Here is a 21,736-nt window from a genome sequence, read left to right on the forward strand (position 1 = left end):
GCACCATGGTGCCAGCGGGTCGATGTGCTCATCTCAGACCACCCTTGCCTGGAACGCTGGGTTCTCGCGATACAAACGCATGTCGTCCTCCTCCGGGTGCAAATCCTTGGCCGGCGTGCTGGCTGGCCTGTCACCAATGAGAACGGATGGCCCGACAAAATAATTAGTCAGCAGGCCCAGGCCCACACACAAAGAGAAGCACCTCACAATTTATATTTCGGAATAAGATTAATCCTACTTCTCATTTGACAATCATTATCATTAAGAATAATTTGTTGCCCGATATGTAGGAGGCCTCAGCAGGGATGCCCTCCACTAAAACCTTATTGCAGCAAGGTGATTTCCATGACGGAACAAGTATCCACAAGCAGGTGCGATTCACCGTTACTCCAGGCGTTTGTCGATAATCGACTGATCCTGGTCAAGATCGCGGCGCGCATTACCGGCTGCCGTTCCCGCGCCGAAGACGTGGTGCAGGACGCCTACTTCAGACTGCAATCGGCACCGCAGATCACCTCATCGTTCAAGGCGCAACTGAGCTATCTGTTCCAGATCGTGCGCAACCTGGCTATCGACCACTACCGTAAACAGGCCCTGGAACTGAAATACTCCGGGACGGAAGAGGAAGGCTTGAATGTGGTTATTCATGGCGCTTCACCCGAAACCTCGCATATCAATTTTTCCACCCTGGAAAACATCGCCGACGCCCTGACCGAGTTGCCCCAGCGCACGCGCTACGCGTTCGAGATGTACCGCCTGCATGGCGTGCCGCAGAAGGACATTGCCAAGGAACTGGGCGTGTCGCCGACCCTGGTCAACTTCATGATCCGCGATGCGTTGGTGCACTGCCGTAAGGTTTCGGGGACGCATAGCGATACCTTTGCCCGACGCGTCTGAACACCACGCGTGTGGGAGCGGGCTTGCTCGCGAAGGCGGTGTATCAGCCAACGAATCAATTGACTGACAAACCGCCTTCGCGAGCAAGCCCGCTCCCACAACATTTGATATTCGTTGCCCTGTAGCGCTCAGACCAACCCACACCGCTCAAAAAACCGCTCCCGCCCCAGGATCATCAGCGCCGCACGCTTGTGGGGGAAATCGAATTCCTTCTCGCAGTGGAAACACTGGTTCTGCATATGCCCGATCATCTTCGCATTGTCGGCTCGCGGTTCCGCCACCACGCGCTGGGTGCGCGGGTCGTCGAGGAACAGGTAGTGCACCAGCGCCGACAGCCAGCTGGCAACCTTGTGCGGCCCACGATGATGCTCCTCCCCCACCAGCATATGGATACCCCGGTCGTAATCGTCCGCATCATAGAACGGCGCGATGCGGTCTTCCTTGGCCCAATACGCCTCAAAATAGGCAAAGGGTTCATCGTCGAGACAGCCGATCAGCGTCAGGGTATGCGGGTCGGCGTCCAGCTTCGTCAGGTAGTCGCGATGCTGCTCCAGGCTGCCGCTTTCCTGCCAGAAGTTGGCGACACGCGCGCTGTTCTGCCAGCGATTGAAGCGAGCCAGGTCGACATCGATCTCCAGCGTGCGCAGTGAGATCCACGCACCCAGGCGTGCATCGAAACGTCGATAGACTTCACCGCGCGGCTTGGGCGCACGCACCGGATGGCGCTTGCCGTTGCTGATAATCATCTGCTGCGGATAGGCATCATTCAACGGCTGGCCCAACCACGGCTGCGGCAATTGCCAGAACAGGGTGCGCTCGCAACGCAACTGCCCCACCACGTCGGTGGCCAGCAGCAGGCCGCTGCGCAGGGCCTCGTCAGGGGTGTGCTCCAGGTGCCAGGTCAGTTGCTGGCGCTCGGGTTCCCGGGCAAACAGCCAGTAACACGCCGCCCACAAGGCTTGCACCGAAGGAACCTCAGCGGGGTTTTGCAGATACACGTCCAGTGCATCGCCGCGCTCCAGGCGCAGGCGCACCAACGGCTGGCCTGCAAGGGTCAGGGTCAGGCGGCTATCGCTTTCGTCTGCGTTCAGGGTGGGCCCTGCCGGAAGTGGCAGGACTGACAAATCATTGGGATTAGGCATGGAAGGGGCTCACGGTAATCGTCGACAGTTAGACGAAGTGACGTGAGCCAACAGCAAAAATTTAAGCGCCGTTACCGGGATCAGGGCGCATCCGCTACCGGCAGCACATCGATGCGGTACGGTTCGAAGATCTTCAGCAACTCGCCACTGTCGCGCAGGCCCTTGAGCAACTCGGCAAACGCCGGGCCACTGATCGCGGCCTTGGGCCGTAGCAATGCGTAGTGGTGGTAGACCTGGTCAATGCGTTCGGACACCAGGAACTGCCCGGCAGTGTCGGCATTGCGCACCATGAAGTCGCTGAGGTAGGAGCGCGTCACCAGGGCAATATCCGCACGGCCACGGGTCACCATCAGCAAGTTGCTGTCATGGGAATAGGTCAACGTGGCATTGAACTGCGCGGCCATGGCCTTGGGGTCGGGGTTGAAGCTGGCAAAGGCGTAGTGGTAGCCGCTGAACACTGCCAGGCGCTTGCCCTTGAGTTCAGCGAAATACCCCTGGTCGCGACCGGACTGGCGCTGGGCAACAAAAATTTCGGCGTCCTCCAGGCCCATGTCGACGCTGGTATGGGGAATATCCTGCCACCCCCACTGCGGGTTCTCGAAGATAGCCATGTCGACCCGGCCTTGTTCGAAATCACGAAAACGCCGGGGGATGGACGTCGGCACCAGTACGAACTGGTACTCGGTCTGCGCACGATTCAGCGCCTCCAGCAGTTGCGGCAGCAATCCGGTGTCGGCGCCCTGCTCCGGGCGCACCGTGTACGGCGGAAAATGCGCGGCACCGATCCGCACCAACTGGGCCGCCGAAACTTGCGCCTGCCACAGGGTGCCCATTGCCAATACTGTAAGTCCCGCAGCCAGCCGCAATGGCGAAAACATCAGGCACGCACCGTTCAAATCTGAATCTCGCTAAGCTAGGCGTTTTTGTCTGGAGAGACAACTTTCGACCCGACAATAAATGGCTTGCACTCCAGGCCTAATCAGCCTTGAGAACCATCAGCAACGCCTCATCAGCCAATTGTTCGAGGGTCATGCTGCCCTGGGCGCGAAACCAGGTCGTGGTCCAGGACAACGCCCCGGTCAGAAAACGCCGGGTGATAAACACATCGCCCTTGATATAACCCGCCTGCTTGGCCTCGCCCAGCACCTGCAGCCAGATATCTTCGTAGACATCACGCAACGCCAGCACCTGGGCCTGCCCTTCTGCCGACAGCGAACGCCATTCATACACCAGCACGGCCATGGCTTCGCCGCTGCCGCCCATGATCGACTGCAACTCACAGCGAATCAGCGCCAGCACCCGCTCGCGCACGTTGCTCGCTTCGGCCAGGGAGGCGTGCATCAGCGCGGTGTTGTAGTGGATGGTTTCTTCCATCACCGCCCGCAGGATTTCATCCTTGCTCTTGAAGTGATGAAAGATGCTGCCGGACTGGATCCCCACGGCACTGGCCAGGTCACGCACGGTGGTGCGTTCAAAGCCCTTGTTGCGAAACAGGTGAGCCGCGGTCTGCAGCAGCTTGCCCCGGGCGCTGTCGGGGTCGGTCAGTTGCCCGCCGTCCACCATGGTGCGCATCACCTCCAGGGCTTTTTGCTCATCCATGCTGCTCTCCTCAACTACTTTGATTGCGTCATGGCCGGCAATTTAGGCCGTGACAGCCACCCAAGCAAGCGCTTGGGCAAAAGTTATGAGCAGAGTTTACAAACCAAGCGCTTGCTTGGTAGTCTCGACCCAGCGATTTTCCAGAGAAGGACGTCCCATGGACAAGACCGTTCGTATCGGCTGCGCCAGTGCATTCTGGGGCGACACCTGCACCGCCGCCGCGCAGTTGGTGCACGGCGGCGCCCTGGATTACCTGGTGTTCGACTACCTGGCGGAGGTCACCCTGTCGATCCTCGCCGGGGCGCGGATGAAGGATCCCCAGGCCGGCTACGCGACGGACTTTGTCGAAGTGCTTGCGCCATTGCTCGCCGATATCCAGCGCCAGGGCATCCGCGTGATCAGTAACGCCGGCGGCATCCACCCCCAGGCCTGCGCCGCGGCATTGCAGGCTGTCTGCGACCAGGCACGGGTGCCGCTGAAAATCGCCGTGGTGCTGGGCGACGACCTGCAACCGCAGTTCAAGCAACTGCAGGGCATCAGCGATATGTTCAGCGGCGCGCCGTTGCCGGCGATATGTGTGTCGACCAATGCCTACCTCGGCGCGCCGGGCATCGTCCAGGCCCTGCAACTGGGCGCCGATATCGTCATCACCGGGCGCGTAGTGGACAGCGCGGTGGTCAGCGCGGCCCTGGTGCATGAGTTCAACTGGTCGTGGCAGGACTACGACCGACTGGCCCAGGCCGCGCTGGCCGGGCATATCATCGAATGCGGCGCGCAGTGCACCGGCGGTAACTTCACCGATTGGCGCGAGGTGCCGGACTACGAGCACATCGGCTTCCCGATTGTCGACGTCAGCGCCGACGGCCAGTTCACCGTCAGCAAGGCACCGGGCACAGGCGGGTTGATCAGCGAACTGAGCGTCGCCGAACAACTGCTGTATGAAATTGGCGACCCCCGCGCCTATTTGCTGCCGGATGTGATCTGCGACTTCAGCCAGGTCACACTGGAGCAACAAGGCGAAAACCGCGTGCGCCTGCACGGCGCTAAAGGCCTGGCGCCGACCGATCAGTACAAAGTCAGCGCCACCTACCCCGACGGTTTTCGCTGCACCGCCAGTTGCCTGCTGGCCGGCATGGATGCGGTGGCCAAGGCCGAGCGGGTCAGCCAGGCGATCATCAACAAAACCTCGCAACTGTTCAGCCAGCGCGGCTGGGCGCCCTACACCGAGGTCAATATTGAATTGCTCGGCAGCGAAGCCACCTACGGCGCCCACGCCCGGCGCCAGGATTGCCGCGAGGTGGTGCTCAAACTGGCGGTGCGTCACCCGAGCAAACAAGCACTGGTGCTGTTCGCCCGGGAAATTGCCCAGGCAGCCACCGGCATGGCGCCGGGCCTGACCGGCATCGTTGGCGGCAGACCCACCGTGTATCCGCTGATCCGCCTGTTTTCGTTCCTGATCGATAAGCGCGCCTGCACCTTGAGCGTCGACTTCCAGGGCCAGTCCCACCCCTGCGAACTGCCTGCCACAGCGGCCCTGGGCACGCCCCACACACCGCTCGACCCGCCCAAGCCCGAAGGCCGCGCCGATGCCAGCGTGCCCTTGGTCAAACTGGCCGTGGCGCGCTCCGGTGACAAGGGCAATCACAGCAATATCGGGGTAATCGCACGCCGCCCCGAATACTTGCCATGGATCGCTGAGGCGTTGACGCCCGAGGTGATCGTCGACTGGATGAGCCACGTCCTCGACCCACTGCATGGGCGCGTGGAACGCTGGTACCTGCCCGGCAGCCACAGCCTCAATTTCCTCCTCGAAAATGCCCTGGGCGGCGGCGGTATCGCCAGCCTGCGCATCGACCCACAGGGCAAGGCCTTCGCCCAGCAACTGCTGGAAATACCGATTGCCGTGCCCCGCCACCTCGCCGATCAACTCAACTAAGGGACTCTCGCCGTGGCCTTCGACTCGATCTTCAAAGCCGACCTGTTCCTGGGGCAGACCATTATCGTCACCGGTGGCGGCAGTGGCATCGGCCGCTGCACCGCCCATGAACTGGCAGCCCTCGGCGCCCATGTGGTGCTGGTGGGGCGCAAGCCGGAAAAACTCCAAGGTGTCGCCCAGGAGATCAGCGATGACGGTGGCCGCGCCAGTTGGCAGGCCTGCGATATTCGCGATGAAGAAGCGGTCAAGGCGCTGGTCAGCCAGATCATCGAAGCACACGGGCCAATCCACGGCCTGGTGAACAACGCCGGTGGCCAATACCCCTCGCCCCTGGCGTCGATCAATCAAAAAGGCTTTGAAACGGTGCTGCGCACCAACCTGGTGGGCGGTTTCCTGATGGCGCGGGAAGTGTTCAATCAATCGATGAGCAAGCACGGCGGCACCATCGTCAACATGCTGGCCGATATGTGGGGCGGCATGCCTGGCATGGGCCACTCCGGCGCGGCGCGCTCGGGGATGGACAACTTCACCAAGACCGCCGCGTTCGAGTGGGGCTACGCCGGGGTGCGGGTCAACGCCGTGGCGCCAGGCTGGATCGCCTCCAGCGGCATGGACACCTACGAAGGTGCGTTCAAGGCCGTGATCCCGACCCTGCGCGAGCATGTACCGCTCAAGCGCATTGGCACCGAATCGGAAGTCAGCGCAGCGATTGTGTTCCTGCTCAGCCCCGCCGCCGCGTTCGTCAGCGGCAGCACCTTGCGCATCGACGGCGCCGCCAGCCTGGGCAGCCGCGCCTGGCCGCTGCACAAGGCCCAACCGCCGAGCCCATCCTTCAATGGTTTTCACCGCGCCTACCTGCCAGATGTGCTCAAGGAGGGCCAATAAACCATGCCGGTCATCGACTCGCTACTCGACGCCCACCACCCGCAGTTCGCACAGAACCGCGAGGCCATGCTCACGGCCATCAACCACTTGCGCCAACTGGAACAGAACCTGTTGGACAAGGCCGCCGAAGCCAAGGGCAAGTTCGACAAACGCGGCCAACTGCTGCCCCGCGAACGCCTGAACCTGTTGCTAGACCCCGGCGCGCCCTTCCTCGAACTGGCGAGCCTGGCCGGCTACAAATTGCACGATGACAAGGACGGCAGCGCCGCCGGTGGCGGCTTGATTGCCGGCATTGGCTATGTCAGCGGCGTGCGCATGCTGGTGGTGGCCAATAACAGTGCGATCAAGGGTGGGACGATCTCGCCATCGGGCCTGAAAAAATCCCTGCGCCTGCAACAGATCGCCATGGAAAACAAACTGCCGGTGGTGACGCTGGCCGAAAGCGGCGGCGCCAACCTCAACTACGCCGCCGAGATTTTCGTCGAAGGTGCGCGCAGCTTTGCCAACCAGGCACGGATGTCCGCCATGGGCCTGCCGCAGATCACCGTAGTCCACGGTTCGGCCACCGCTGGCGGTGCCTATCAGCCAGGACTTTCGGATTACGTGGTGGTAGTGCGCGGCAAAGCCAAGCTGTTTCTGGCCGGCCCACCGTTGCTCAAGGCGGCCACTGGTGAAGTGGCGACGGATGAAGAGCTGGGCGGCGCCCAGATGCATGCGCAAACCGCCGGCACCGCCGAATACCTGGCGCAAAATGATGCCGATGGCGTGCGCATCGTGCGCGAGATTGTCAGCCTATTGCCGTGGGACGACCGGCTGCCGCCTACACAGGTGCGGGCCTACGCCGAGCCGCTGTATCCGATTGAAGAGTTGCTGGGCCTGATCCCCGACGACCCGAAAAAGCCCTACGACGTACGGGAAATCATCGCGCGCATCGCCGACGGCTCCAACTTCCTCGAATTCAAGGGCGAGTACGATCCCCACACCGTCTGCGGCCACTTGCAGATCCAGGGCCGCGCCTGCGGGTTTATCGGCAACAACGGCCCAATCACCCCCAAGGGCGCGAGCAAGGCCGCGCAGTTTATCCAGCTGTGCGACCAGAGCCAGACCCCGCTGCTGTTCTTCCACAACACCACCGGTTTTATGGTCGGCACCGAATCCGAACAACAAGGGGTGATCAAGCACGGCGCGAAGATGATCCAGGCGGTGGCCAATGCCCGCGTGCCCAAGCTGACTGTGGTGGTCGGCGGATCCTACGGCGCCGGCAACTATGCGATGTGCGGCCGCGGCCTGGACCCGCGCTTTATCTTTGCCTGGCCCAACAGCCGCACCGCCGTGATGGGCGGCGCCCAGGCCGGCAAAGTGCTGCGCATTGTCACCGAGGCCAAGCAATTGAAAGACGGCCTGGTGCCCGATCCCAAGATGCTCGACATGCTCGAACAGGTCACCGCACAGAAACTCGATAGCCAGTCCACGGCCCTGTATGGCAGCGCCAACCTGTGGGACGACGGGCTGATTGACCCACGGGACACCCGCACCTTGCTGGGTTACCTGCTGGATATCTGCCAAGAGGCCCAGGTGCGCCAATTGCAACCCAACAGCTTCGGCGCCGCGCGCTTTTAACGATCAGGAGAACAATAAAAATGATCTTCACCCAGGAACACGAAGAGCTGCGTCGTACCATACGGGCTTTTGTCGACCGCGAGATCAACCCCCATGTCGACGCATGGGAAAAAGCCGGGCGCTTCCCGATCCACGAGATTTTCCGCAAGGCCGGCGACCTCGGCCTGCTGGGCATCTCCAAGCCCGAGAAGTTCGGCGGCATGGGCCTGGATTACAGCTACTCGATTGTCGCCGCCGAAGAGTTCGGCACCATCCATTGCGGCGGTATCCCGATGTCCATCGGCGTGCAGACCGATATGTGTACCCCGGCCCTCGCACGTTTTGGCTCCGATGAGTTGCGCGAGGAATTCCTGCGCCCGGCCATCAGCGGCGAACAAGTGGGCTGCATCGGCGTCTCGGAAACCGGCGCCGGCTCCGACGTGGCGGGCTTGAAAACCCACGCGCGCAAGGATGGCGACGACTACGTGATCAACGGCAGCAAGATGTGGATCACCAACTCCCCCAGTGCCGATTTTATCTGCCTGCTGGCCAACACCTCGGACGGCAAGCCGCATATCAACAAGTCACTGATCATGGTGCCGATGAACACCCCCGGTATCAGCGTCAGCCCGCCCCTGGAAAAGCTCGGCATGCACAGCTCGGAAACTGCCCAGGTGTTTTTCGATGATGTGCGCATCCCCCAGCGCAACCGCATCGGCCATGAAGGCGCGGGGTTCATGATGCAGATGCTGCAATTCCAGGAGGAACGGCTGTTTGGCGCAGCCAATATGATCAAGGGCCTGGAATCGTGCATCGACAGCACCATCGCCTACTGCAAGGAGCGCCAGACCTTCGGCAAGGCCTTGATCGACAACCAGGTGATCCACTTTCGCCTGGCCGAGCTGTCCACCGAGATCGAATGCCTGCGTGCGCTGGTCTACCAGGCGACCGAGCAATACATCAAGGGCCAGGACGTGACGCGGCTGGCCTCGATGGCCAAGCTCAAGGCCGGGCGCCTGGGCCGTGAAGTCAGCGACAGTTGCCTGCAATACTGGGGCGGCATGGGTTTTATGTGGGACAACCCGGTGGCCCGCGCCTATCGCGATGTGCGCCTGGTGTCGATTGGCGGCGGTGCCGACGAAATCATGCTGGGGATCATCTGCAAACTGATGGGCACGCTGCCGGGTAAAAAGTCGTGAATACCTGCGAGACGCTGATGCTGGAGCCGCACAACGGCGTGCTGCACATCACCCTCAATCGCCCGCAGAGCCGCAATGCCATGAGTTTGCAGATGGTCAGCGAACTGCGCGCGGTGCTGGCGGATGTTGCGGGTGACGAGCACGTGCGGGCGCTGGTGATCAGTGGCGCCGGTGGGCACTTCTGTGCCGGCGGCGATGTAAAGGACATGAGCCGTGCGAGCAGCCGCGAGGGCTTGCGAGATCTGAACCGGGTGTTTGGTGCGCTGCTGCAAGAGGTCCAGGCATTGCCGCAGGTGGTGATCGTGGTGTTGCAGGGTGCGGTGTTGGGCGGTGGTTTTGGCCTGGCGTGCGTTAGTGACATTGCGATTGCCGATCACCAGGCGCAGTTCGGCTTGCCGGAAACCAGCCTCGGCGTGCTGCCGGCACAGATCGCACCCTTTGTGGTGCAGCGTATCGGCCTGACACAGGCCCGGCGCCTGGCGTTGACGGCGGCGCGGTTTGACGGGGTCGAGGCGCAGCGCCTGGGGGTGGTGCATTTTGTCGAGCATGATCCCCAGGGGTTGGCGCAGCGCCTGGATGAGGTGTTGGGCCAGGTGTTGCGTTGTGCGCCGCGTGCCAATGCCCGGACCAAGGCGTTGTTGCTCCAGAGTCTGGATCAGCCGTTGGAACTGCTGCTGGACCAGGCTGCCGATTGGTTTGCCGAGGCGGTGACCGGGGAAGAAGGCATTGAGGGAACGCGGGCGTTTGTCGAGAAGCGCAAGGCCAGGTGGGTGAGTTGATCTTGAAAACGCCACATCACCTGTGGGAGCCCGCACCTGCGCAACCAATCAAACAGGGACCGAACATGCCCAGTTTCAATAAAATACTGATCGCCAACCGCGGCGAAATCGCCTGCCGGATCCAGCGCACCGCCCAGGCCCTGGGCTACCGCACCGTGGCAGTCTATAGCGAGGCCGACGCCAACGCCCTGCACGTCCGCATGGCCGACGAAGCCGTCAACATCGGCCCTGCCCCGGTGCAGCAGTCCTACCTGAACATTCAGGCGATCCTCGACGCCGCGCGCCTCACCGGCGCCGATGCGGTCCACCCCGGTTATGGCTTTCTCTCGGAAAACCCCGAGTTCGCCAAGGCCTGCATCGCCGCCGGCCTGGTATTCATCGGCCCCAGCGCCCACGCCATCGAATTGATGGGCAGCAAGCGCCTGTCGAAAATCGCCATGCTCGCCGCGGGTGTGCCGTGCATTGCCGGCTATCAGGGCAGCGCACAAGACGACGCCACCCTGCAAAACGAAGCCGAGCGCATCGGCTACCCGTTGATGATCAAGGCCAGTGCCGGCGGCGGCGGACGCGGCATGCGCCTGGTGCATACGCCTGCGCAACTACTAGAACAGTTGCACACCGCACGCTCCGAAGCCCTGAACGCGTTTGGCAGCGACGAGCTGATTCTGGAGCAGGCGTTGATTGCGCCACGCCATGTGGAAATCCAGCTGTTCGGCGACGCCCACGGCAACCTGATCTACCTGGGCGAGCGCGATTGCTCGGTGCAGCGCCGCCATCAGAAGGTCATCGAAGAAGCACCCTGCCCGGTCATGACCGCCGAGCTGCGCCAGGCCATGGGCGAGGCGGCGCTCAAGGCCGGGCGCGCGGTGGAGTATGTAGGTGCTGGCACCGTGGAGTTCCTGCTGGACCAGAACGGGCAGTTCTATTTCCTGGAAATGAACACCCGCCTGCAGGTGGAGCACCCGGTCACCGAACTGATCACCGGCCTGGACCTGGTGGATTGGCAACTGCAAATCGCCGCCGGCCTACCCTTGCCGTTGCGCCAGGAGCAGGTGACGCTGACCGGCCATGCCATGGAGGTGCGACTGTACGCCGAGGACCCGGCCCAGGGTTTCTTGCCACAAACCGGCGAGGTACTGCGCTGGGAGCCGGCGGCCGGCGTCAGGGTCGACCATGGCTTGCAGGCCCCGCAGCGCATCAGCCCGTTCTATGACCCAATGCTGGGCAAGATCATCGCCCATGGCGCCACTCGCGAAGAGGCGCGGCGCAAGCTGCTGCGCGCGGTGCAGGACTGCGTGTTGCTGGGGGTTCCCAGCAATCAGCGGTTACTGGCGGACCTGCTCCAGCATCCACAGTTTGTCGCGGCAGATTTCAGCACCGGGTTTATCGCCGAACATTTCAGCGATATTGCCCGCCCCGCCATCAGCGAAGAAGCGCTGGCACTGGCCGCCGCCCTGTTCTATCGGCACAGCGCGGCAGTGCATCGCCCGGCCCTGGCGGGCTGGCGCAACAACGCCAACGTGCCCTGGACCTACCGCCTGGGCATCGATGAACACCGTCACGAGGTCAGCGTGCGGCTATTGGCGGACGATCATGTGCAAGTCGCCAACATCGATATACACATCCGCCACAGCGACGGGCGCTGGGCCAGCCTGGACATCAATGGCGTTCGGCGACGGGTTGCCTATCACTTGCAAGGCACCCAGCTCTGGCTGTTGCACGCCGGCAACAGCCTGTGCGTGAGCAATCAGACGCAAACCGTGGCCAGTCGTGAAGCGCCAGCCAGCAACGGTACGGTCAAGGCGCCGATGGACGGGGCCATCATTCTGGCGCAGGTGCGCGAAGGCGATAGGGTGAGCAAAGGCCAACTGTTGCTGGTACTCGAAGCCATGAAAATGGAACACCCGCTCAAGGCGGGCATCGACGGTGTGGTCAAGGCCATTCACGTCAGCGCCGGCGATCAGGTGCGCAATCGCCAGGTATTGCTGCAGATCGAGTAGCCCTGGGCGGAACTACCAGGCTTGGCTACGCTCTATCCCCATCAGAAAGGGATGAGTACGGGAACCTGCGATGCCTCATTGGCTGATTATTGATCTTGAAGCCACAACGGATGAAGGCGGCTGGCCCGTGTCGGAGATGGAAATCATCGAAATCGGCGTGAGCCTGGTCAACCGTCAAGGCCGCGAGCTGGATCACTTCCAGCGTTTCGTGCGGCCGTTGCGCCGCCCACTGTTGACGCCGTTCTGCCGCCAGTTGACGCACATCAGCCAGGCCAATATCGACAGCGCTGCGCCGCTGACCGAGGTCTGGCCGCTGTTCGAACGCTGGCTGGGCCAGCATCATTCGCGCCTGGAAGGCTGGGCCAGTTGGGGCGACTACGATCGCCAGCAACTAGAGCTGGAGTGGCAGCGCCATGGCTTGGCCAGTGTGCTTGGCCAGACACGCCATGTGAACCTCAAGCAACGCTTCGCCAAGGCCCGGCGCCTGGACAAGCCGCTGGGGCTCAATGGCGCGTTGCAACTGGCGGGCATGCAGTTCAACGGCCAGCAACACCGGGCACTGGAAGATGCGCGTAACACGGCACGCTTGCTGCCGTTGATTTTGCCCGTGTAGAAGGCATACTGGCCGGCCTTTCTTGCCCCTTTTTTCGAGGATCCACCCATGTTCAAAGTCAATGAGTACTTCGACGGCACCGTCAAGTCGATCGCTTTCGGTACCCCGGAAGGCCCGGCGACCATCGGCGTCATGGCACCGGGTGAATACGAATTCGGCACGGCCCAGCGGGAAATCATGCACGTGGTCTCGGGCGCGTTGACCGTCAAGTTGCCAGGCAGCGACGCCTGGGAAACCTTCGCCGCCGGCAGCCAGTTCAACGTACCTGCCGACAGCAAGTTCCAGCTCAAAGTGGCCGTGGACACTGCTTATCTGTGCGAATACCGCGGCTAAGCCTTTCCCTCGCGCAAAAAATGCCCGTCTCGATGAGACGGGCATTTTTCATGGAGCCTGGGTTATTCGAGGATCGTCACCGGCATGCCGATTTCCAGGCGGCCAACCCCGTCATTGACCAGGTTCTGGCCGAACATCACGCCATCGGGCTCTTTACGGTAGGTTTCCAAGGTTGCCAGCGGCTGACGGTCAGCACTGCGCTCACCGGTTGCCGGGTCGATGGTGGTGAGGATGCAACGGGAACAGGACTTGACCACCCGCAACTCCACATCGCCAATGCGGATACGCTTCCAGCCATCCTCGGCAAAGGCCTCGCTGCCTTCAATCACCAGGTTGGGGCGAAAGCGCAGCATTTCCATGGGCCGACCGATGCGCTGCGACAGATCGTCGAGGGACGCCTGGCCAATCAGCAACAACGGGAAACCGTCGGCGAACGCGACCTGATCATCATCCTTGCCATAACCGGCCGCCGTGGTGCGCGCACGCTCCAGGGGCACCTGTACCAGCCGGGTCGGTTTGCCGATAAAGTCGCTGACCCAGCGTGCAGCTTCATCGCCGGCATCGGGAACTCGCAAGGTGTCGCGCCAAATGGTGACGCCACGCAACTCGGCGTCAGCGCCGGGCAACGCCACCTCCAGGGTGGGCCGACCGGTACCGCTCAAGGTCAGGCCACCGCTGGCACTCCAGAGTGCCGACAGCTGGCTCATCTGCGCCACCGCCCTCTGGGTCAGGAAACGCCCGCTGGCCTCATCCACCAACATCCAGCGTCGATCCCCGTCCAGCCCGAGTTTATCCAGGCCGATATGCGCCAAGGTTTCTGCCTTGCCTGACTTCAAGGGGTACCGATACAACGCACTGAGACGAAGCATGAGCCTGGGTTCCTGTGAGCAAAAACGTCACCCTATACGAGGCCGCTGGCAGAATCAAAATATCCGCGGGCATTCAAGGCGCCATCACCTGTAGGAGCGGGCTTGCCGGCGATGACGCCAGCAAGAACAACTCGGGGTGTCAGATACCCAACGTCATCGTTAACGACCATCGCGAGCAAGCCCGCTCCCACAGGGGTACGCGCACGATTCGACGATCAGGTCGGCTGTCAGGCCGCCTCGCTTTGCTTGTGATTTTGATCTTAGGCGCCCCGTTAAACCACGATGGCCGCAGACAGGTATTGCGCAGTGGGCACCCCGGCAGGATGCCGGGGTAGCCGCGACACGGCCATGGATGGCCGATCGCGGCGGGCCCACGGAGCAATGCCTGACTGCGGGCATGCCGAGCCTAGGCGAGGCACCGAGTGGTGGGGCAAAAGCGTTTTGCTTACTTTTGCGCTCTTCAAAAGTGAGCCGCTGTAAAAGCGGAACCATTAGCCGCCGTTACCGCAGCAATGGATATGTCCCCTGCACCAGCCCAAAACCCAGAGCCCAGAGCCCAGAGCCCAGAAGTATTAGAGAGTTGTGTAGATACTCATGGCCATCGCCGGCAAACCAGCTCCCACAGGGCTGGGGATCAGGCCGGGACTTCATCCAGCATCAGGCGCTGGCGCACCACATCCACCAGTTTGTCGGGCTGGAACTTGGAGAGGAAGTTGTCGCAACCGACCTTCTTCACCATCGAGTCGTTGAAGCTGCCAGACAACGAGGTGTGCAGCACCACATAGAGACCGCGCAGGCGCGGGTCGTTACGGATCTCGGTAGTCAGGCGGTAGCCGTCCATCTCGGGCATTTCGGCATCGGTGAAGATCATCAACAGTTTGTCGGTCATCACCACACCGCTGTCCGCCCACGCCTTGAGCATGTTCAACGCCTTGAGGCCATCGCTGGCGATATGCATCTTGACCCCCAGTTGCCCCAGGGTGTCGCGCAGTTGCGACAAAGCCACATTGGAGTCATCCACCAACAGCACTTCGCGGCCACGGGCCCGTTCGAGCACTGGGTCTTCGAGCTTTTCCCGGGAGACCTTGGCGTTGTAGGGCACGATCTCGGCAAGGACTTTTTCCACGTCGATGATCTCGACCAACTGCTCATCCACCTTGCTGATCGCCGTGAGGTAGTGCTGGCGCCCGGCGCTGGCTGGTGGCGGCAGGATCGACTCCCAGGTCATGTTGACGATGCGGTCTACGCCGCCCACCAGGAAGGCCTGTACCGAACGGTTGTACTCAGTAACGATAATGGTGCTGTTAGGCCCCGGCACCAGCGGGCGCATGCCGATGGCCTGGGACAGGTCGATCACCGGCAAGGTCTGGCCGCGCAGGTTGACCACACCGCAGACAAACGGGTGGCGCTGGGGCATCAGCGTCAGCTTGGGCAATTGCAGGACTTCCTGCACCTTGAACACGTTGATCGCGAACAGCTGGCGCCCTGCCAGGCGAAACATGAGGATCTCCAGGCGATTCTCACCCACCAATTGCGTGCGTTGATCTACCGTGTCGAGAATGCCGGCCATTGAAGACTCCTGGGGTGCGCTGAAAGATTTGCTGCTTACTGGAAGAGGTTATCGGCAAACAGTGCCAGACCTTGACCCCCGCTAAAATGCCACGCAAATGCATTGATGTCACACTGACATCATGCTTTACTGAAGTCATCTCACTGCCAGCCCGTCAGCCACGCGCGACTCTCAAAACACCACTAGGTTCCACGCCATAGGGGATTCCCCTAGTCACAATCGGGTCCAACCTGATATTCGCGATATCCAATAGCCATTAATGTGACGCCATTCTCATTGCATGAATGGAGTCAGGCTTTTGTTTGCTATCGCAAGCCCACGGCCCAAGGGCCTTCCAGGCATTAACACCTGGGCAATCGAAGTGATGCGAATGCCTCTGGATGTTTCTACTGCAAGCAGCGCCAGCAGTCACGACGCTCATCAGCCAAATAAAAGTACTACTAAAAAATCAGAAACGAACTACAGATTCCGGTCATATTTCGGCGCTAGTTTGCAGCTATTACGCCAGTACTACATCTCACTATCTGACCGTATGTTGTGGAGACTTTCATGATGAACGACGGTAAAGAGTGGCAAGATGCACTTCCCGAGTTCCTTCTGGAGGCCGAAATGCTGCTGGCCAAGTCGGAGGAATGCTTGAGCCACCTGCATTTGATCCGCAACGACAACGATGCCATCGACTGCATGAAAAACAGCCTGACCCGACTGGCCGAGAAAGCCGACGCCATGGCGCTGGAGGTCATCGGCAATTTTTCCCGACATATCCAGGTCCTGATCAGCAATGCCCAAAACCCGGTGCAACTGCACGATGCGGCGCTCTCAGCCCTGCATGACTGCCTGACATTACTGGCCTGGCAATTGGAATTGATCGATATCAAGACCGGCAAGCTCAGCTTGGATGAAGCGGAACAAACCACGCTGATTGAAACCGTCGCCCGGCAGATCCCACAGAAGGACATTGGCAGCGCCTATCGCCAATCCGTGCCCCACGCCTCCTGAACCGGCCTCGCGGTTAATCCGGGCATGCCAGCGGGTGCCCAACTAGTGCCCGAGGAGGTATTTAGCCAGCCAACTATCAATGAACCAGCATTGGTAATAACGATGCAAGACAAAATTAATAATACAACTAGACATCGTTGAACTAAGCACCGTTCCAGGCGACCAGCGGTAATTGTTGATGGTACTATTGCCGCGTTCGAAGTGGCTGACCGGCATGCTGTAAAAACCCCGAGAACGCCTTCGAACTCTTATCAGACTCAATATGCTTTTCAAACAGAGCCCAGTCAGCGGTCGTGACCGGTCTACCCGCAGCGAACACCCATCGGCTCCATCTGCTATGTACACCAGCCCCAAGTCACTTATCGCCAGGTTCGGATCCCGAAGCAGTACTCGCTGGATCACGCTTGGCCTGTGCCTGTGCGCGACCCTTGTCAGCCTGTGGGTATATGCCCACCAGGCTCCGCTGCCGATACTCCTGCTACTGCTCAACCTGGCCATCCTGGCCGCCGTTGGCCTGCAGCGTTGGCGCTCGCGCAAGTCCATCAAGTTTCAACCCCAGGAATTGGCCGACCGCCTGTTGCAAGTCCAGGAAAACGAGCGCCATCGCCTCAGCCGCGAGCTGCATGACGATATCGGCCAACTGCTGACCGCCGCCAAGCTGCAAGGCGACTGGCTCCAGCGTCGCCTGCCGGCAGAGTTGCAGGAGCAGTGCACTGTGCTGTGTAACACCCTCAACGAAACCCTGGCCAAGGTGCGCGACGTCTCGGCCATTCTCAACCCCCGGCAGTTGGCCAGCCTGGGCCTGGAAGCAAGCCTGCGCGCGCACCTGCTCAAGACCCTGGAAAACACTCCTGTGCACTGGAGCCTGGAATGCCAGCAACGCCTGGCCGGGATTCCGGAAGAGATGGCGGTGGCGGCCTTTCGTATCACCCAGGAGGCCGTGACCAACATGCTGCGCCATGCCCAGGCACGCAACCTGCTGGTGCGCCTGCAACGCCTGCCCCAGGGGTTGTCGCTGTTTATCAGTGATGACGGCCAGGGATTCTCGCCCGCTACCGACCCCGGCCTGGAGGGGCAACGAGGCATGGCGGGCATGTCCGAGCGCATTGATCAACTGGGAGGCACGTTGTCTGTCAGGAGCCAACCCGGCTTCGGGACACGGATCGAGGCGCTTTTCCCCTGGGCGCCCCGCGCCCTCGAACGGGCCAGTCCGCCTAAGGTTTTAGAGTGACCTGCAATTTACTCCTGGTGGATGACCACGCACTGATCCGGGCCGGCGTGCGTGCGCTGATCCTCGATATCCCCGGCTACGCCGTGATCGGCGAAGCCAATGATGGCGCGCAGGTGCTGGCACAATTTACTGCCTTGCAGCCCGATATCGTCCTGCTGGACCTGTCGATGAAACACACCAGCGGCCTGGATGCGTTGCAGCAACTCAAGCACGCCTACCCCAAGAGCAAAGTGCTGATCCTCTCGATGCACACCGACCCGCAATTGATCATGCGTGCCCTGGAGTCAGGCGCCCACGGCTACCTGCTCAAGGACACCACCGCCAACGAGCTGGAGCATGCGTTGCTGGCCCTGCGCAATAACGAGCGCTACCTGAGCCCGGCCATCGCGCACACGGTGATCAACCAGGCCTTGATCCACAGCCAGTCGCAAACCACGCAGCCGGTGCAGCGCCACAACCTGACCGCACGCCAATTGGAAATCCTGCGCTTGATCGTGCGCGGCAAGTCCACCCGGGAGATTGCCCACGGCCTGGGCCTGAGCATCAAGACCGTGGAAGCTCACCGCTCGCAAATCATGAAGCGCCTGCAGATTTTCGATGTCGCCGGCCTGGTGCTGTTTGCCGTGCGCGAGCAGATCATCAGCCTGGACGATTAGCCAGCAACGGTGAGTCCAACGGCAAGTGCACCTGCAGAGCCTTGGGCAAGGCACGAAAGTGCAGATCATTGCCTTTGAGCGGTTCGCCATCGAGGTTGATATCCAGCCCTTCGGCCACCTTGATTTCCACCCACGGCAGGCGTGCCCGCACAAACAGGTTGTCCAGGCCCCAGCCGTCGGTCATCAGGCTGCGCAAGGTGCCGACCACTTCCTGAGGCGCCGGCAGAATGCTGATATCCAGCAAACCATCATCGGCCAGCGCGCCCGGACACAGTTCATGCCCGCCACCGGCCTGGCGACCGTTACCGATCCCCAGCGCCAGCAACTCACCGCGCCAATGAAAGTCCGGCCCCACCAGTTCCCCGTAGGCCGCCCGCAACTCGCTGAAACGCGACAGGCCGGTAAACAGGTAGGCCGCGCCGCCCAGCACCTTTTTCAGATCCTCGGAGGTGTTGGCCGTGACCTGGCTGCCAAAGCCGCCGGTAGCCATGTTGAGGAAAACCTGCCCGCCCACTTCCCCCAGGTCAATGGCGTGCGGTGCAACGTCCAGCAGTTCCAGGGCCAGGCGCGGCTCCAGCGGCACACCGGCCGCACGGGCAAAATCATTGGCGGTGCCCAGGGGCATCAACACCAGGCTGGCGTCAGTCTTGGCGCGGGCCATGGCCTCGGCCACATCGCGCAACGTGCCGTCGCCGCCACCCGCGATCAGGCGTGTGTAACCGGCCTCCAGCGCCTCGCCCACCAGGCGCTGGGCATCGCCGCCCTCCCAGGTGACGCGAACCGCCAGCTCCCAGCCCTGCTCACGCTTACCTTGCACTGCCGCCCGCACGTCTTCATTGAGGGCTTGCTTGCCGTGCAGAATCAGCAGTGTCTTGGGTGTGCTCATGGGGTGAAGCTCCTATCGTTGCAGGGGACCTGAGGGATGTTGACCTTCGGCAAGCGGAAAAAAGCCATTGGGCTGTCAATTAATTCTTCAGCCCAGCAGTTCACTCAGGGGAATGAAGTTCACCCGGTCACCGATGGCCAATGTGGTGCCTTCCAGAACTTCTACCAAACCCTCGGCCCAGGCGGCACTGCGCAATACACCGGAACTCTGGTTCTGGTAGATCACCGCCCGCCCTTGCTCAAGGCGCCCGCGCAGGTATTCGCGACGATTGCCCGGTTTGGCCCAGACGAATCCCACCGGCACCTCGAAACGCAAGGGCTGCACCGCTTCGACACCCTGGCGGCGCAGCAGGTAGGGCCGTGCCAGCAGGGAGAACGTGACCAGGGTGGACGCCGGATTCCCCGGCAGACCGATCACCGGCACACCGCGAAAATGGCCGAATGTCAGCGGTTTACCAGGCTTGATCGCCAGCTTCCACAAGGCCAGCTCACCCTCCTCGCGTAGAGCGATACCGAGGAAGTCGGCCTCCCCCACCGAGACACCGCCGGTGGACAGAATCAAATCCACCGCACCCAGTGCGCCCAGGCGGGTACGGGTCAACTCCAGGTCATCGGGCAAGATACCGGCGTCGATCACCTCGCAGCCCAGGCGTTGCAACCAACTGCACAATACTCGGCGGTTACTGTTGTAGATCTGCCCCGGCCCCAACGGCAGGCCCGGCTCGATCAACTCGTCGCCCGTCGACAACACCGCCACACGCACGCGGCGCACCACAGGCAGTCGGTCGCGCCCCAAGGAGGCTGCCAGGCCCAGTTCAATCGGCCCCAGACGCGTGCCGGCAGCCAGGACTTCTTCACCGACAGTTGTCTCCTGGCCTTTGGGGCGGATGTTTTGCCCTAGGTGCAGCGCTTGGGTAAAGCTCACGCGCTGATCGGGCTGCACCTCGGCGTTTTCCTGCATTTCCACGCAGTCGGCCCCTTCGGGTACCGGGGCTCCGGTGAAAATCCGCGCACAGGTACCTGGCGCCAAGGGCTCAGGGGCCTGGCCGGCGAAGATGCGCTGGCTCACCACCAGCGGTTCCCCCGCCCAATCGGCGGTGCGCAAGGCGTAGCCATCCATGGCACTGTTGGGCCAGGGCGGCAGGTCGAGGGTGGACACCAGCGCCTCGGCCAGCACGCGCCCGTCGCACTCGGCCAAGGGCAGGTGTTCCTGCTCACGGATCGGCGCAGCCTCGGCCATGCTCAACAGCCGCTCAAGGGCCTCTTCTACGGGCATCAACGCACCGGTTTTGCCGGGCTTATCCACGAGATTCACACGGTTCGGCGAGCTTGAGGTGCGGCACGAAATTGCACGGGCGATGGCGCGCATCCAACTGTTCGGCGAGGATCCCGTCCCAACCGGTACGCACCGCATTGGTGGAGCCCGGCAGGCAGCACACCAGGGTGCCATTGGCCAGGCCGGCCAAGGCGCGGGACTGTACGGTGGAGGTGCCGATATCGGCGACCGATATCTGCCGGAACAGCTCGCCAAACCCGTCCACTTGCTTGTCCAGCAAGCAACTGACGGCTTCCGGGGTGCTGTCGCGACCAGTGAAGCCGGTGCCGCCGGTGATCAGTACCACTTGCACCACATCCTCGGCGATCCAGTGCGCCACTTGCGCACGGATTTTGTAGAGGTCATCTTTGAGCAGTACCCGTTCGGCCAGGCGATGGCCCGCCGCGAGCAGGCGGTCGACGAAGACCTGCCCGGAGGTATCGGTTTCCAGGGTACGGGTGTCGCTGACGGTCAGTACAGCGATGTTCAGAGGTACGAAAGGCGCATCAGCCTTGGCTTTCATGGCTCGGTCCGGTTGTCGAAGGAACAGCCCGATGTTATATCACAGCCCCCTATTTCACTGCCCCTGCGGAGCCGTCATGCCATTCAATTCTTCGCCCCTGCCCTGCTCGATTCTGTTGTTGGCCGGCGGTCGCGGCCAGCGCATGGGCGGGCTGGACAAGGGCCTGCTCGACTGGCACGGGCAACCACTGATTGCCCATCTGCACCAGTTGGTGCGGCCGTTGACCGACGACCTGATCATCTCCTGCAACCGCAATCAGGCGCAGTACGCCCCCTATGGCGACCAGTTGGTCAGTGACGACAGTGCAGACTTCCCCGGCCCCTTGGCCGGCATCCGCGCCGGGCTGACTGCCGCACGCCATGAGCACTTACTGGTGTTGCCCTGTGATGTGCCGCACATCGATGGGCAACTGCTGGCCGACCTGCTCGAAACCGCACGGCAACACCCACAGGTGCCGGTGATGATCCGCCACGGCGCGTTCTGGGAACCCTTGCTCTGCGTCATACCGACGCATCTGCGCGAGGCGGTAGAAAACGCCTGGCTGGCTGCAGAGCGCAGCCCGCGCCAGATCCTGCTGAAACTGGGGGCACAGGCGCTCGATTGCGCAGAAAACGACCCACGCCTGGCCAACCTCAATACGCCAGAGTTGTTGCACCCACGCCCTAGCGTGTCAGAATGAGCGCTAGACAAGGAACTTTGCCGACGT

Annotated in this window: 20 protein-coding genes and 1 pseudogene; 13 read left to right on the top strand and 8 right to left on the bottom strand. The window is 61.8% G+C overall.

Annotated features, from left to right (window positions below; genetic code table 11):
* Nucleotides 1-345: 345 nt before the first annotated feature.
* A complete protein-coding gene (locus tag H097_RS23345; RefSeq protein ID WP_029298131.1) occupies nucleotides 346-897 on the top strand; it encodes an RNA polymerase factor sigma-70 in 552 nt (183 codons plus the stop codon).
* 128 nt (nucleotides 898-1,025) lie between these two features.
* On the opposite strand, the gene H097_RS23350 is transcribed toward H097_RS23345, so the two are convergent.
* The 3 genes from H097_RS23350 to H097_RS23360 form a co-directional block, all read right to left on the bottom strand.
* Nucleotides 1,026-2,039 (bottom strand): GNAT family N-acetyltransferase, encoded by a 1,014-nt coding sequence (locus H097_RS23350; protein WP_032862759.1) that lies wholly within the window; start codon nucleotides 2,037-2,039, stop codon nucleotides 1,026-1,028.
* A gap of 80 nt (nucleotides 2,040-2,119) precedes the next feature.
* On the bottom strand, nucleotides 2,120-2,917 hold the full coding sequence (locus H097_RS23355; protein ID WP_032862760.1) for a transporter substrate-binding domain-containing protein: 798 nt from the start codon (nucleotides 2,915-2,917) through the stop codon (nucleotides 2,120-2,122).
* A 97-nt stretch (nucleotides 2,918-3,014) separates the two neighbouring features.
* Entirely contained in the window at nucleotides 3,015-3,638 is a 624-nt protein-coding gene (locus H097_RS23360) for a TetR/AcrR family transcriptional regulator (RefSeq protein WP_032862762.1), read from the bottom strand.
* 157 nt (nucleotides 3,639-3,795) lie between these two features.
* Here H097_RS23360 and H097_RS23365 point away from each other — a divergent pair, with 157 nt between their 5' ends.
* The 8 genes from H097_RS23365 (at nucleotide 3,796) to H097_RS23400 (ending at nucleotide 12,982) form a co-directional block, all read left to right on the top strand.
* Nucleotides 3,796-5,574 (top strand): acyclic terpene utilization AtuA family protein, encoded by a 1,779-nt coding sequence (locus H097_RS23365; RefSeq protein ID WP_032862763.1) that lies wholly within the window; start codon nucleotides 3,796-3,798, stop codon nucleotides 5,572-5,574.
* Nucleotides 5,575-5,586: 12 nt separating this feature from the next.
* The gene (locus tag H097_RS23370) at nucleotides 5,587-6,459 is read left to right on the top strand and encodes an SDR family oxidoreductase (RefSeq protein WP_032862766.1); all 873 of its coding nucleotides are present in this window, start codon (nucleotides 5,587-5,589) and stop codon (nucleotides 6,457-6,459) included.
* A 3-nt stretch (nucleotides 6,460-6,462) separates the two neighbouring features.
* Nucleotides 6,463-8,079, top strand: a complete 1,617-nt coding sequence (gene atuC, locus H097_RS23375) for a geranyl-CoA carboxylase subunit beta (protein ID WP_032862767.1) — start codon at nucleotides 6,463-6,465, stop codon at nucleotides 8,077-8,079.
* Nucleotides 8,080-8,099: 20 nt separating this feature from the next.
* Nucleotides 8,100-9,257, top strand: a complete 1,158-nt coding sequence (gene atuD / locus H097_RS23380) for a citronellyl-CoA dehydrogenase (RefSeq protein ID WP_032862768.1) — start codon at nucleotides 8,100-8,102, stop codon at nucleotides 9,255-9,257.
* 17 nt (nucleotides 9,258-9,274) lie between these two features.
* Nucleotides 9,275-10,036, top strand: coding sequence for an enoyl-CoA hydratase-related protein (locus H097_RS23385; RefSeq protein WP_032862790.1), 762 nt, complete (start codon nucleotides 9,275-9,277; stop codon nucleotides 10,034-10,036).
* A gap of 65 nt (nucleotides 10,037-10,101) precedes the next feature.
* Nucleotides 10,102-12,036 carry an acetyl/propionyl/methylcrotonyl-CoA carboxylase subunit alpha gene (locus tag H097_RS23390; protein ID WP_032862769.1) on the top strand — a complete coding sequence of 645 codons (1,935 nt, stop codon included), beginning with the start codon at nucleotides 10,102-10,104 and terminating at the stop codon, nucleotides 12,034-12,036.
* Nucleotides 12,037-12,106: 70 nt separating this feature from the next.
* Nucleotides 12,107-12,649 (top strand): exonuclease domain-containing protein, encoded by a 543-nt coding sequence (locus H097_RS23395; protein ID WP_032862770.1) that lies wholly within the window; start codon nucleotides 12,107-12,109, stop codon nucleotides 12,647-12,649.
* 48 nt (nucleotides 12,650-12,697) lie between these two features.
* Nucleotides 12,698-12,982: a pyrimidine/purine nucleoside phosphorylase gene (locus H097_RS23400; RefSeq protein WP_032862771.1), complete on the top strand. Its 285-nt coding sequence runs from the start codon at nucleotides 12,698-12,700 to the stop codon at nucleotides 12,980-12,982.
* 62 nt (nucleotides 12,983-13,044) lie between these two features.
* Here the strand turns inward: H097_RS23400 and H097_RS23405 are convergent, their stop codons facing one another.
* Together H097_RS23405 and H097_RS23410 are read right to left on the bottom strand one after the other, a co-directional pair.
* Nucleotides 13,045-13,851 carry an MOSC domain-containing protein gene (locus H097_RS23405; RefSeq protein ID WP_032862772.1) on the bottom strand — a complete coding sequence of 269 codons (807 nt, stop codon included), beginning with the start codon at nucleotides 13,849-13,851 and terminating at the stop codon, nucleotides 13,045-13,047.
* Between the two features lie 634 nt (nucleotides 13,852-14,485).
* A complete protein-coding gene (locus H097_RS23410; protein ID WP_032862773.1) occupies nucleotides 14,486-15,421 on the bottom strand; it encodes a chemotaxis protein CheV in 936 nt (311 codons plus the stop codon).
* Nucleotides 15,422-15,970: 549 nt separating this feature from the next.
* Between H097_RS23410 and H097_RS23415 the strand changes: the two genes are divergently transcribed.
* From H097_RS23415 to H097_RS23425, 3 genes are all read left to right on the top strand, one after another.
* Nucleotides 15,971-16,420 (top strand): hypothetical protein, encoded by a 450-nt coding sequence (locus tag H097_RS23415; protein WP_032862774.1) that lies wholly within the window; start codon nucleotides 15,971-15,973, stop codon nucleotides 16,418-16,420.
* A gap of 337 nt (nucleotides 16,421-16,757) precedes the next feature.
* Nucleotides 16,758-17,651, top strand: a complete 894-nt coding sequence (locus H097_RS23420) for a sensor histidine kinase (RefSeq protein ID WP_032862775.1) — start codon at nucleotides 16,758-16,760, stop codon at nucleotides 17,649-17,651.
* Entirely contained in the window at nucleotides 17,648-18,307 is a 660-nt protein-coding gene (locus H097_RS23425; protein WP_032862776.1) for a response regulator transcription factor, read from the top strand. Before H097_RS23420 ends, H097_RS23425 begins: the two co-directional genes overlap by 4 nt.
* Here H097_RS23425 and yegS read toward each other — a convergent pair.
* From yegS to moaB, 3 genes and pseudogenes are all read right to left on the bottom strand, one after another.
* Nucleotides 18,269-19,193 (bottom strand): annotated as a pseudogene (gene yegS / locus H097_RS23430) (lipid kinase YegS); the annotation flags it as partial. The gene H097_RS23425 and the pseudogene yegS overlap by 39 nt on opposite strands.
* Nucleotides 19,194-19,280: 87 nt before the next feature.
* A complete protein-coding gene (gene glp, locus H097_RS23435; protein WP_090291513.1) occupies nucleotides 19,281-20,507 on the bottom strand; it encodes a gephyrin-like molybdotransferase Glp in 1,227 nt (408 codons plus the stop codon).
* Nucleotides 20,491-21,030: a molybdenum cofactor biosynthesis protein B gene (moaB, locus tag H097_RS23440; RefSeq protein ID WP_029298095.1), complete on the bottom strand. Its 540-nt coding sequence runs from the start codon at nucleotides 21,028-21,030 to the stop codon at nucleotides 20,491-20,493. Before moaB ends, glp begins: the two co-directional genes overlap by 17 nt.
* Nucleotides 21,031-21,106: 76 nt before the next feature.
* Here moaB and mobA point away from each other — a divergent pair, with 76 nt between their 5' ends.
* On the top strand, nucleotides 21,107-21,709 hold the full coding sequence (gene mobA, locus H097_RS23445; RefSeq protein WP_032862781.1) for a molybdenum cofactor guanylyltransferase MobA: 603 nt from the start codon (nucleotides 21,107-21,109) through the stop codon (nucleotides 21,707-21,709).
* Nucleotides 21,710-21,736: the final 27 nt, after the last annotated feature.

It is taken from the genome of Pseudomonas sp. FH4, assembly GCF_000510915.2.
Lineage (GTDB): Bacteria > Pseudomonadota > Gammaproteobacteria > Pseudomonadales > Pseudomonadaceae > Aquipseudomonas > Aquipseudomonas brenneri.